6 protein-coding genes are annotated in these 12,727 nt (G+C 58.3%); 1 reads left to right on the top strand and 5 read right to left on the bottom strand.

Annotated elements, in window-relative coordinates:
• Positions 1-189 precede the first annotated feature (189 nt).
• The 5 genes from CAQU_RS03160 to CAQU_RS03180 all read right to left on the bottom strand — a co-directional run bounded on the left by CAQU_RS03160 (position 190) and on the right by CAQU_RS03180 (position 10,513).
• Positions 190-7,830 (bottom strand): DEAD/DEAH box helicase family protein, encoded by a 7,641-nt coding sequence (locus tag CAQU_RS03160; RefSeq protein ID WP_075725159.1) that lies wholly within the window; start codon positions 7,828-7,830, stop codon positions 190-192.
• A gap of 155 nt (positions 7,831-7,985) precedes the next feature.
• Positions 7,986-8,684, bottom strand: a complete 699-nt coding sequence (locus tag CAQU_RS03165; protein WP_075725161.1) for a hypothetical protein — start codon at positions 8,682-8,684, stop codon at positions 7,986-7,988.
• A gap of 86 nt (positions 8,685-8,770) precedes the next feature.
• A complete protein-coding gene (locus CAQU_RS03170) occupies positions 8,771-9,013 on the bottom strand; it encodes a hypothetical protein (RefSeq protein ID WP_075725163.1) in 243 nt (80 codons plus the stop codon).
• Positions 9,014-9,045: 32 nt separating this feature from the next.
• Positions 9,046-9,651, bottom strand: a complete 606-nt coding sequence (locus tag CAQU_RS03175) for a ParA family protein (protein WP_075725165.1) — start codon at positions 9,649-9,651, stop codon at positions 9,046-9,048.
• A gap of 13 nt (positions 9,652-9,664) precedes the next feature.
• Complete coding sequence (locus CAQU_RS03180) at positions 9,665-10,513, bottom strand: tyrosine-type recombinase/integrase (protein ID WP_075725167.1); 849 nt, start codon at positions 10,511-10,513, stop codon at positions 9,665-9,667.
• Positions 10,514-11,041: 528 nt separating this feature from the next.
• Between CAQU_RS03180 and CAQU_RS03185 the strand changes: the two genes are divergently transcribed.
• Entirely contained in the window at positions 11,042-11,917 is an 876-nt protein-coding gene (locus CAQU_RS03185) for a hypothetical protein (protein ID WP_157108880.1), read from the top strand.
• Positions 11,918-12,727: the final 810 nt, after the last annotated feature.

The raw sequence follows: 12,727 nt of genomic DNA on the forward strand, positions 1-12,727 counted from the left end.
CAGGGGTCTTCCTTGTCCCTCCCTCGGGGGGTAGGAGGGCGGCGGAGCTTAGCTCAACGCCTTACGGCACCACGGGGGGTTGGTGCCTTCACGCGGGGAACGTGGATGGGGGGGATGGGGTACGCCCCCCGCGTAGGAGTAACACTAACAGGCCCATCGGACACCGCGCAGCGTTTTCGCAAAACTTTTCTACGCCTCGTTCGCATCGTCATCCTCAATGGCGGAGTGCTCGTCCTCGTCCTCGTCGTGGTCGTCGTGCTGACCAGGATCGAGCGCCTGCACCGCGTCCGAGTACATCGCATCGGCTTGCTCGCGGAGGTCTACGACAGCTTGCAGGTCTTCGAGTTTGGGAGGGAGCACACCGTTTTCCCAATCGAAGTCAGGGTCGAGGGCATCCAGATGGAACAGCAGATTCTCCTTGTTCAGCGGAGGAACCTTGTACCCCTTTTCCAGCGCCCACTCGTAGTTCGACTGCATTGCCGTCAGCAGGTCCCTGTCCTCAAGACCCCAAATCTTTTGCGCGTAGCCCTTCGTCGGGGAGTAACGCAGCGTCCACCGCGGCGTACGACCAGTCCGGGAAAGTCGGTCAAGCTGCTCTTCCCGACGAGTCTGAAACTCCTCGCTCTGCTCCATCTCGTGCAGCTCGGACTCGACCTTTTCTAGCGCTGCCTTGGCCTGCTCAAGTTCGGCCAGCTTCGGAAACTCCTCGTCAGGGGCTACCGAATACGTATCGAGGCGATCTTGAATGTCAGCGACCTCAAGCTTGCGACTGGTGACGCGCGTCTCCTGCGCGCCCAGCCAGTTGTCAAGACGCGCAAGCAGACCACGCGCAGCAGGAGTCGCCCTCAACGGTGCATCTGGCTTGCGCTGAGCATCCATCAATTGGTCGGCCTCGCTGGCCCTGACCGAATCCACAGCGGCCTCAACATCGGCCAAGCCGATCTCCAGCGGAGGAACCTTCGCAAAGCCCTGCGGGGTAATCCGCATACCGTAGTTGCCCAGCATCCCACCAAGGTCACGCACGTACTCCACGTTAAAGACCTGCGTGCCTAACGTGAACGCATTGCCCTGACGGTTGTAGAGCGCTTTGACAAGCGTGGTTGCAGGGCTAGTGCCCTGAAAATCGTTGCTGGCAAAGCGTACATCAATCGAATCCAGCAGCTCTTTGCGATCTGCGTCCACACCCAGCGCGTGGCGGAATCCCTCAATGTCGGCAATCTCGCCTTCTAAGCGCTCCATGCGGCGCTGGTCGAAACGGTAGTTTTCCACCTGCTGCTTCTTCAGCGCTTCGTGCTGGGTGTACTCGGCCTGCAGCTCGCCGACTTTGCGGCGCAGCTCCTCAGCGGTGATGTAGCGAGGATCACCGGTAGCAAAAGCCTTCATCTGTGCGTACTGGCCTGCCACGTCCTCGACCTCGGCATCAACATGCCGCGCCTCCAACGTGCCCTCAAGTAGCTGCTGCACACCCAGCTGTTTGCGCTCCAGCTGCTGCCATCGCACCGAATCCAGCGTGTTAGAAGCAACGTAGTTGAAAATCTCCACGCGGTCGTTCAGGTTGCCCTGGCGCTTAATGCGTCCCTCACGCTGCTCTAGGTCGGCAGGCCGCCACGGCACATCCACGTGGTGCAGAGCAATCAGGCGTCGCTGAATATTTGCGCCTGTACCCATCTTCTGAGTCGAGCCGATCAACACATCCAGCTCGCCGTCATTACAGCGCCGCCACAACCCTGCTCGGTCGTGATCCCAGTCGTGGACAAAGGCAATCCGGTTCGGATCCATTCCACGAGAGACGAACTCGTCCTTCATGGCCTTGTACATCGAAAAGCTGCCGTCCTTCTTCGGGGTGCCGGTGTCGCAGAAGACCACCTGCAGCGCACCCTTATTCGGGTGCATCCCCTCACCCACCTGCTTTGGGTACTCCTTGTCTTTGTTCTCAGTCCAGACCCGCTCTACCTGGTTGGCGACTTCAATCACACGCCGGGACTGCTCAGAGACCCGAATACCAGCAAGTTTGGGGTGCATCGTGATCTTCTGTCCATCGCTCATTGCCTTGAGCGTGTTGTCGATGTCCTCTTCACCGTGCGTGCCCTCCATGAACGCCACGCGCATCGACAAGTCCAGCATGGCATCGACCACGGTCTGCTCCGGGGTGAAAGTAACAATGGTGCTCTTCCCATCCTCACCGACCTGCGGCAGCTTCAAGTCCAGATCTTTGGTGGTGACGGTATCCATGAACGAGCTGTTCAGACGCACCAACTCAGGCATATTCACATAGCCGGTGGTGCGGGTTTTGCTCATCAACCCCGTGCCGGTGGGACGAATCTCCACGACCTCTTCATTGCGCAGGTACTGCGAAGAATAGAAGCCCACGGACTCTAGCCCGGCCTTTTCCAGCTGCTCCGGGCGCAAGTAATGTGCCAACACCCACATCTCCGCATAGTTGTTGGCAATCGGGGTGCCGGTGGCAAAGGTCGCAATCGGGGTCTTAGCCGGATCAAGACCTGCCTTTTCCGCCTTGTCACGCAAGATACCCAGCTTCATATCCAGGCCTGCGGCACGCTGCGAGCCAGGGTGCGCGATCTCCGGGTTCTCGGAGAAGCGTTCCAGATTTTTGTACATATGCGCCTCGTCAACCATGAGGTAATCGACGTTGAGCGCCTCGAACGGAATTGTGTCGGGCTTGTCCTCCTTGACCAACTTGCTCAAACGCTCGGTGCGCTGTTTCAGCTGACGCTCCAGCGCCTTGACGCTCTTAATCGAGGTACCGCCGGTTTTGTTCAGACCAGCGATGTCGTTGTACATACGGTTCAGCGACTGGTCGACGTATTCCTCGCGGTAAGCCTTCGAGGCCTGCACATCATCGAACACGGACTGGGAGACGATAACCATATCCCACTCGGTGGCCATCGTCTGGCCAAGGAAACGGCGCTTCTGCTGTGCAGAACTCACCCCGGTGCTAGAGAGCACCTTCGCACCTGGGTACCACTGGGAAGCTTCACGAGTGACCTGCTCGACCAGGTGGTTAGGAACCACGATCCATGGTTGTTTGATGGCACCAAGGCGCTTTAGCTCCATGGCACCCATGAACATAGTGCCCGTTTTGCCAGCGCCCACCACGTGGTTCAGAAGCACAGTCGGCTGGTTGACGATGCGCTCGACCGCGTTGCGCTGATAGGCGTACGGCGTGAACTGCTCGCCCAGGCCTGGCAACTCACGGGCAGAGCCATCGAACTCAGGGGCGCGGTAGTTGTTGTGCAATTGGTTGTAGAGGTCAATGACCTCACGGCGGCGCTCGGGATCATCCCACAACCACTTCTCGAAGTCCTCTTGGATGCGCCGAGCCTGCTTGGCTGCCATTAGTGTGGCATCAGCATTGAGCTTGGCCTTACCGGTGAGTTCGGTGAACTGCTTGGAGTTATTAATCCGGCTACTTTTACCCATGAGCATGTCCTCAAAGATGGCCACGCCACCTTTGACGATGCCGTACTTCGGACGTTCACACGCCAGCCCCTGATTAGCGCACTCCTTGGCACCAGGAAGCTCGTTGCTGAAGTTTGGTGTGTCGTTGGGCCGGATAACCACGCCAAAAGCCGAGTCGAACCCCAATGGGCGGCGGTAACGCTCGTAGAAGGTAGAGACGGTGTCTTGCTCCATCTTCAACCGACCGTCATAGGAGACGATGTCCCAGTGCCTGCGGGTGCCACCCACGCGATCTACCAGGTAGTCCTGGTAGTAGGTCGTAGGCAGCCACCCCACACCAATCGAAACGTTGATGCCTTCCTCGATGCGTTTGGGCTGCACCTCGCGCAAGGCTTCCACGTTGGCCTCGAAACGCGAATCTTTCTCCGCAGCTACTCGCGCCTGGCGCAGTTTATCGCGCACCATCCCTGAGGTATACATCACGGCAGGGATGAAGGAATCAGGATTTTCAGGATCGCGGTAGGCGACTTTTTCTTCCACCAAGCGGTGTTCGACCTCTTCAAGGCTGATATCCATCAGCTCCGAAATGGCTCCGATGTCTAGTCCTCCGGTGCGCGCACGCACCGCAGAGGCCGCATCCCGGAGATTATCGGTATGGGTTAGCTCCATCTCACGCCGTGCGGGGTCTTTGACAAACACCGCCGACTTGGCCGCCGTCTGAGTCAGCTCGTCGAAGTCTTCCAGCGAAATCAGCGCCGCCAGCATCGGATCAGCCTTAAACGGCTGCAGATGCGGCTGCACCTTGGTATCGACCGCTTCCTTTTCCGCAGCCATCTGGCGCAGCTCAGCTTCGGTGTCCTCATCGGGCAACGTGTCGGCACTGAACTGGTTTTCCTGCTGCCATTGGGTCAAAAGATCCTGGTATCGGACTTCCTGGCGTGCCTTAGACGGGACACGCGGCGGTGCGTAAGTGAAGCGGTTAATCGGCCCATACGTTTGGGCGTAGTCGTCGTATTGCTGATTCAGCAAGCCACGAAGCTCCACCACATCTTCGGTATCAAGCCCGTTGGCGTCGCTGTAGGCCTCTCGAAGCTGCAGAGCGGTTTCGCGCAGGTCAATCAAAGCGATAGTCTCAGCAGCACGATTTTTTGCCACCTTCGCAACCTCCCAGTCGCGCCTGCCCATCACGTAGAACGTGGTATTGCTACCAGCACGCTCATAGCGCAACTCACCTTCAATCGCCTGGCGGGCGCTACGCAGATGCACCTTCGATGGTTCATCGACCTCGACAACCTCCGGGGCGTAGTGGGCGCGATCGCCAAGGTTGCGGATATCGCGTGAAACGACATCGACGATCCGCTGCCCAATAGGCGTATCACCCATTGCACGCACCACAAGGCGCGTGCCGAACGGGCCGCTGTCATTAGACACATGCCCCAGAATGTGGTCGGAGTTGTCTAGGAAGTAGCTATTCACATGGTGGCGGACGCCATCAATGTGGACGGCGCGAGAGGACAAAAACGCCTTCGTGGATTCCAAGGGCTGCTCCCCGGCACGCCTTTTGCGCAGTACCAGCAAGTCCGCTGCAGCCTGCGTGCCAGCCTCGGCAGAAAAGGTGCCCTCGGGCAAGCGCACAGCAGAGATGACATCCATGTCCTCGGCCAGTGCTTGGCGCACGCGGTCATCGAGCTTGTCTGCGGTGCCGGTCGAGGTCAACATCACCTGATAGCCACCAGGTGCGACCAACTGCGCAGACTTAGTGAGGAAGTAGTCATGCAGGCGGAAATTCTGCCGGTTATCCACCGGATCGTAGGGGCTGACATCGGCATAAGGGACGTTGCCAACTGCGGCATGAAAACTTGCCTGCGGTTCGTCAACGTCCTGGAAGCCTGCATTGACAACGGTGGCGTTGGGGTACAGGTAGGAAGAGATTGAGGCAGCAATCGGATCAAGTTCCACACCAACCATGCGGGTGGTTGCTGGTGCGTGCTCCATCAGCCCACCAATGCCGCTACCAGGCTCCAACACACGCTGGATGCCGTCAGCGTTGTCGTAGCCTGCAGCCTTGAGCACATCCCACATAGCTGTGGTCACTTCTGCCGGGGTGTAGTACGCGGTGAGCACAGTGGCTTTCAGCTCGGCGTATAGGTCTTCATCGCCGACCAGCTCACGCAGCTCGTTGCGCTCTTTGACCCACTTCGGGTTGGCCTCGTTGAAGATCTCAGCGCACTTGCCCCACGCGGAGTACTTCGCCAGTACCTGTTGTTCCTCGCGGGTAGCCCAACGGCCTTCCTCATTGAGTGCGTGCAACAGCCTGATGGCCTCCATGTTGGCCCGTGCTCGCGCCTTTGGCCCACTCGGCGGCATCAGCTCGCCGCGTTCGAAGCGGACAGGCTCCCCAGCTCGCTGCGGAGCATTAGCGGCAATGCTGCGAAGCACCTGCTCCATATCCGGGAGGTCATCCTCAGCGGCCGCCACAGCGTTGCTGGCTGCAGTCTCAGATGGCGGTTGAGTGACAGCGCTATCAGGCACCGCTGCGCCTTGCTGCGTTAGTGCCGAAACACCTTGGCCGCTTGCTGCCGTGGTGGTTTGCTGCGCAGGGGACTCGGTGTCAGTGGGACTAGGTGCCGTGGCATCTTGGCCACTCGGTGTATTGGTGGCTCCGGCTGCGTCTGCGGCAAGTTGCTGCTGTGCTTGGATTGTGGCCTGCTCAAAGGACAGACCCTCCTCGCGTTGGAGGCGGATAGTCTCTTCGACCACCGTCAGCCGGTCGGTGAGAAATTCACGCCAGTTCTCATGGTCAAGCCAGGTATCAAGCAGGTCGTGGTCTGCTTCGTCAGTGCTAGTGGCCTCGTAGAAGTCCCGCTCAAACTCGGGGTGGTCATCGAACCACTCGTCACGCAGTTGAACGTAGAGTTCGACTTCGCCTTCGTCCGTGTAGTCTTCGCGGATCACGATATCGAGGTAGTCGGTTTGGTAGGTGCGCTCATTGACACCGGAGACAGCAGTGGTCGCGCTTGCCTCCCAGTGCTCCATCTCGCCTGCATCCAGCCACACTCCATCGATGTCAAAGCCAGGGATGTCTAGCTCGCCTGCGTCTTCCTCGGTAGGCGCTGCCGAATCTGCGCTTACCTGCACCTTGGAGGGCGATTCATCGTCTGCAGGGGTATCCACACGGTTGCCATCCGCATCAATCTCGAACTGCTCGAGTTTTTCACCATCGGCGCTGACGTTGATTTCTGTGCGCTTGGTCTCCATGACCGAGCCGGAGTTTTGCGCAGGGTCAGCGTTGGTAGCGGGGGAGGTTTCTTGTGGCGTGGGAGTGGTGGTGTCAGATGCACTAGGCGACGAGGCGTCGGTAGCACTTGATGCCGAGGCGTCTTGGCTACGAGTCGACTCGGTTTCCTGCGGTGCCGCCTTTTCGGGCTGAGGCGTGATGGTCTGCTCCGGCTCGGACATCACGACTGCGCGAGGCTCCACATCAGGATCTAGGAGCCTGCCAGGCCGGTACAGACTGGCGTTGAAGTCGAAGTCTTCAATCAGTGCGAAGACTGTTCGGGCTGAGCGGTTGAACACGCCCAAATCGCGGGTAGCGCGTACCGCACGCGCCATGCCCTTGGCGATTTTTTCGGACTCCCGATTGATTGTGCGGGCGTCGGCGTCTTCGATGATGTTGTTGGCAATCTCACGCGCTCGGGGGAGGTTGTCCTCCCAGAAGGCGGAATAGCCGTTGCGCTCGGAGGGGGGTGTGGACTGCTTATGAATCGGTCCGTACTCGAAGACGTAATCGCGATATTGGCTGACTAGTTCGTCCAGGCTCTTTTGCCCACGTCCTGCCTGTACTCGGCGAGCGGTTGCCAGCATCTCCATCAGCGCGATGCGGCGATCCAGTGCGGCACCGGTGCGTAGCGTCAAAGGGGCAGACATCGAACCAGGCAGGTTCTCAACATCGACCCATCCTTCTTGACCTAAGCCGTAGGGGTCGAAGACATAGAAGTCGTAGACATCCTTTTTCGGCTGCACCCACGCCAGCTCACCAGGCTCAGGGTTTTCCGGCACTGGGGACTTGCGGTAGGCCTTTGCCGGGCGATCATCGCTACGCTGCTCTGCGGCTTGCTCGCGCTGCTCTTGTTCCGGTTCTTGTGTTGCAGATTCGGAGACAGGTTCAACAGGGCCGATGGGTTGGCCGTTGTCATCGAGTTCCTGGGTGAAAAGGCCACCACGGGTCGGGATGATCGCGTGCCGCCGGATGACGACCTGGGGTACCTCATCGACTGCTTCCTCTGCCGGGGCAGCCTCTACAGCTGCATCCTCAGCCTGTTGTTCTGCGGCTTCGGCCTCGGCGTTGAGTTCTTCGAGAACATCAAAGAGGTTGGGGCCGTCGTCGATGATCTTTTTTCGTCGAGCCACCTTCATTCCTTTCGTAGAGCTGACTGCAGGTGAAGATGACTGTGGAGAATGCCGTCTGGCCTCGCAACGACTTCGCGCACATGCTGGAGAAAGGGCGGACATGCAGCAAGCCCCAGAGATTGGGTTCTCTGGGGCTTGCTGCGCGCGGTGTGGTGTTACGGCATGACCATGTTGATGGCTTCGAAGCGGGCTTCCATCTTCGGACGGTAGTCCTCGACCAGAGGGCCGATAATGTCGGTGATCACGCGTGACTGGGCGTATTCCCAGCCAGCTTGGTCGGGTTCTTCGTGCTCGCCGAAGTAGCTGAACGCGTACTCCATGAGATCGATGTAAGCGCTACCAAGAGGCGCTTGCCAGATATCACCGTTGTTGAGCTTGGTATAGGCACGAAGCCAAGCGAAGTTTGTTCGGCTAAATGGGTCGGTGTCTGGATTACCGCCGGTAGCTTTGTAGCGTTCAGATTCAGCAAGCTCGCGGGCGGTGGCGAGGTCTTCACGGTAGTGGAGATTGGCAGGATCTTCCTTGAGCTTTTGATTCATCTCACTCAGCCGCTTCATTTCTTCATCGACACCAAAGGTGGACTTCGGCAGTTTCAGGCCTGCATCCCACCAGCGCTGAGTTTCCTCACCCAGGGGTTCAATCAGCACGCCGGTAAGGCCGCTGAGGAACTGCTGGACGTGGCCAAGGCCTTGTGGGTCGATGTTGGTAAACATCGCTAGCGATTCCACGAGGGTTGGGTGGGTGTCTTCGTCGATGTAGAGGCATTCCAGCGCCTGCTTGAGTTCACGGTGGTCGTGTAGGTAGTAGGTGACGCTGGTGTCAGGGTCAGTGATGTCGAGGTGGTAGGTCGCCATGGTGGCGGCTCCTTTCGTTATCGGTGTCGTCTCTGACCCTAGGTGCATTGGCACCTAGGGGTTATGGTGCCTTGTGACCAAGGTACCTAGGAGTCTTGGCCACTTGGTGACGTGCTGGCCTCAGCCTTTTGCAGCCGCAGTTCGATGGCCTGGAGCAAGAACTCGGTGAGAGTGATGTCGTCCTCTAGCGCGACCCGCTTAATGGTCTTGCGCATCTCAGGTGTGATGCGTACTGCAATGCGCACGCGGGTGTCGTCGTTGAGCTGCTTGGCGCGTTCGCGCATTTCGTCGGTTGCTTTCTTCGGTTTACGCATAGGGCCGGTAGCCATGATGGTCTCCTTTGTGTGGTCTCGGTAGGTTGTTAGCTCAGAGCTGCGGTGATGTAGTCAGCCAGTTCACGATAGCCGTGGAGATCGCCTTCCGGGCGGGTGCCCACCATGTGTTTGATGGCTTCACGCTGGGGGATGACAACGGGTGCGACGGTGAAGCCTTCTTCGCGCATCGCGGTGTCCATTTCTCGGTAGCTGACCGTGCGGGGGTTGGCTGCGGTCATCAGCACTGCACCGCCGAGGGAATGGTCTTGCCCAGCCTGCATATCCCGCAGGGTTTCCAGAATCGACCAGACGCGGTCAGCATCGAGGCTCGAGTGGCCGGTGGGTACGAGGACGAAGTCAGCAGCATCGATGGCTGCATCGATGATCTGGGGGTAGCCGGGTGGGCAGTCGATCAGGACGTAGTCTTCGCGTGCGGCACCTTTCATGGTGCGCATGTTTGCTGCGGCGACCGTGAACGGCAGAGGCTGGGTCTCCTCGGCGCATTCTGCCCATGCGGAGGCCGAGCCTTGGGGGTCAGCGTCGTAGACAACGACACTGTGGCCTTTATCGGCCAGGGCGGTGGCCAGCAGGATGCTGGTGGTGGTTTTGCCTGTGCCGCCTTTGAGGTTGCAGATGGCGATTTTCTTGGTCATTGGTTGTGTCCTTTCAGGTCAGGGAAGTAGCTGTAACCAGGTGCGTGAGCGCTGTTGCATCGCACTGGGTGTAGCGCTGAGTGGTGGCGACGTTGTTATGGCCAAGGGCTTGCTGGAGGGCAATGAGGTCGTGTCCGCCACGCACATAGGCGACCGTGGCGAAGCGGTGGCGCAGTGAGTGCAGGTTCCATGGCGCTGGCAGTACTTTGCGCGCGAGTTTGGAGACGTGTCGCGGTGACAGGTGCCCGTTGACTTTGCCGGGGAAGATGAAGCCATCTTCGCGCTCGTGGGTCAGTAGGCGAGCCAGTGCCAGAGGTACGGGAAGTACTCGCACCTTGCCGCCCTTGCCGTGCACGGTGAGCGTGCATCCGTCTTCGCCTGTGTCGATGTCGCGGGTATGCACCTGTGCGATCTCCGCACACCGCAGTCCAAGTTCGGCAGCTAGTCGGATGATCAGTTCGGTGCGGGGGTTTGCAATCTGAAGAGCGTGCCGCACCGCATCCTCGGGGGTAGGCCGTGGGGGTGGTTGTTGACGTGAGATACCGCACATAACACGTTCGGCGGGGTTGTTGCCAGTGGGGCGTGTGTGCCAGGAGTAAAACGCTGTCACGCTCATGTAGTAGGCGTGCCGCGTTTCTGGTGCCCAGTTTTTCGAGCCTGCCCATTGCACTAGATCGTCTTCCGTGACGGATTCTGGAGTGACGTTACCGAGGTCTCGGGCGAGCCTTCGGAGGTGTCGGATACGGACATCGATGGTCGCCTCGCGCTTGCCTTCGGCGCGTAGTCGAAGCTCCCAATTTCTGAGGGGTTGTTGCCATTCCAGCGGGATGGCTTTGAGCTGTGGGCGGTCGGTAATAAGCATTTACTCACATCTACAACCACCCCCTTGCACCGGGGGTGAGTGACGTGGGTTTCCCTTGGTGCCATGGTGCCTAGTCCACTCGGGTACCTGTTGACTAGGTGATTTGGTGCCACGTGGGGTAAAAAAATAACCGCAGCTAGAAGCGGTTGAGCGCGAAAAAACAGCCGCTCCAGCGCGAGTACCAGTCGGGGAAAAGCAGACCGTAACCCAGAGGTCGTAGGTTCAAATCCTGCCCCCGCTACCACGTTAAAGAAGACCCCCTCTCTTCGGAGAGGGGGTCTTCGTGTTTGCGGTTTCGCTGAAACGAATCCTTGTGCTGCTCCCTCCATGGAATGATGGTGGATACGAGAGATAGACCTGTTTGTAGGCATTCTCCGCGATATTCCCAGCACTAGAGGGGGCAAAGATCTTTTGAAGAACGCATCTGACCAAAAAGATGCATCCGGCGTTGTGTCTGATCCGCAAAAGTTGCCGAGGTATGCACGTGTGAACATCGTGGGGTTGGTAGGGCTGCTGGGGGTGGTCATCATGTTTACTAACTCGTTGCCGCCCGAGCTACAACTTCCTGCAGGTTGGTGGGGTGCACTGCCGATGCGGGATTCTTACATCGTTGGTAACTACGGTTTGTCGGCCGCAGGTGGTTTGGCTATCGCCGGTGTCATGGCCCGGTGGACCTTTTGGCTTTCTGATCAGGCGCAGCGTAAGACTCAGGTAGCCGTTGGTGTGGTCGCGTGGATTGCCGCCACCGTGATTGCGGTGGCTCATGTTCGGTGGGCTGCCGGTTTCGGATTCGAGCAGATTCAGCGGAATTATGCAGGCACTCACGAGTACTGGTTGATGTATGGGGCGGCGAATGCTGTCTGTGTTGGCATCCTGTGGGGTGTGTGGGCGAGGCAGCGTGTTATCCCCGCTTTGCTCGCGTGTAGTGCCTCTGCAGTGGTTGTTGGTATTGCTGTTGCAGTGCTGGGTGTGAATGCGCCCACCGCTTTGAGCGCGAGTGTGCCGTTGGTGTTCGGTGTTGGCCCGGTTGTGGTTCAGGTCCTGGTGCCGCTTGTGCTTGCGGGCGTTGTGTGTGCGGTCGGGTACGGTGCCCGGACAGCTCGTCACGGTCAACTGCTCGCATGGGGTGCGCTGGCGGTAGGACTTGTGCTCTGGTTGGTTGCTGGGACTATCCGTTCAGGTGCTTTCCCGTTGGGTGTATGGCGTGTGGAGAACTTCGCTGGTGCGCATACAGATTTGTCTGCTGTCTCTACCTCGCCCGTGTGGGCACCTGTGGAGTGGCTGGCAGTCATCGCGGTGGGTTTGATGCTCGCGGGCCTTGTTACCGCCCAGAAGATTGCGGTCAATTCAGCGAGTCTTGTTACTACAGACAGCCTGCCTGGCGCGAAGCCGTCAACCGGGTAAATACAACCGGCATCCTAAAGAAAACTCGATTCCTCCACAGGGGTAGCCCTCGTGGGGGAATCCTTGTTTCAGAGGGAGACGCATCGTCCCCGGTCCGGCGTTTTGGCGGTTGATGAAATTTCACTACCTAACAGCGCCAACATTGTTGCGATTTTTCGGCATTTTTAAGCTTTCTACGACGACAAAGAAAGAGAACTCTATGTTCTCGGTCTTTGCCTACGTATGTGCAGCTGTAGCGCTCCTGGGATATGTGCGACTGGATATGCGAACCGGAAGTCTGCGTGCACCTCTTTTAACCGGCACGTACTTTTGTACCTTTCGGACGAATCTGTCGCCGTTGAGGCTTTTGGAAATGGAAATGCGCGGAGCTTACGTCGTCGGCCGTTTTTGGGCGGCTATGTGATCCTGGGATTGCACACCAGGACATGGGGGCAGTAATGATTCTGCCGATGCCAATGTGGAAGACACCATGTACTACCCGGATATTTTTGGTTGTAAGGTTCGCGATCAGAACTGGTGCCAATGTGCTCGCATCAAAAACATCTAATTCCTTGCCCTCATGAAAATCAGCTCATCGAGGGCAAGGATGGTTTCACATTCGAAGTGCCCTTTGATGAGAACAGTGGCGCAATCTTTGACCCAGTAGCCAAGACAATCGTCATCAACCAAGAGATCAGGTAACCAAGACAGTGCATTCGAGTCCTGTGCCCCGTCCCAAAGATTTGCCGATGTATGCGCGGCTGAACGTGGTGGGCCTTGTGGGGATTGTTGGTGTGTTTATGGCGTTGACGTATTCGCTACCTACAGGGT

The organism is Corynebacterium aquilae DSM 44791, from assembly GCF_001941445.1.
Taxonomy (GTDB): Bacteria; Actinomycetota; Actinomycetes; order Mycobacteriales; family Mycobacteriaceae; genus Corynebacterium; species Corynebacterium aquilae.

Excerpts from the sequence above, each read along its gene's own strand:
- CAQU_RS03165 (WP_075725161.1), bottom strand. The coding sequence starts at position 8,684 with ATGGCGACCTACCACCTCGACATCACTGACCCTGACACCAGCGTCACC.
- CAQU_RS03170 (WP_075725163.1), bottom strand. The coding sequence starts at position 9,013 with ATGGCTACCGGCCCTATGCGTAAACCGAAGAAAGCAACCGACGAAATG.
- CAQU_RS03175 (WP_075725165.1), bottom strand. The coding sequence starts at position 9,651 with ATGACCAAGAAAATCGCCATCTGCAACCTCAAAGGCGGCACAGGCAAA.
- CAQU_RS03180 (WP_075725167.1), bottom strand. The coding sequence starts at position 10,513 with ATGCTTATTACCGACCGCCCACAGCTCAAAGCCATCCCGCTGGAATGG.
- CAQU_RS03185 (WP_157108880.1), top strand. The coding sequence starts at position 11,042 with ATGTTTACTAACTCGTTGCCGCCCGAGCTACAACTTCCTGCAGGTTGG.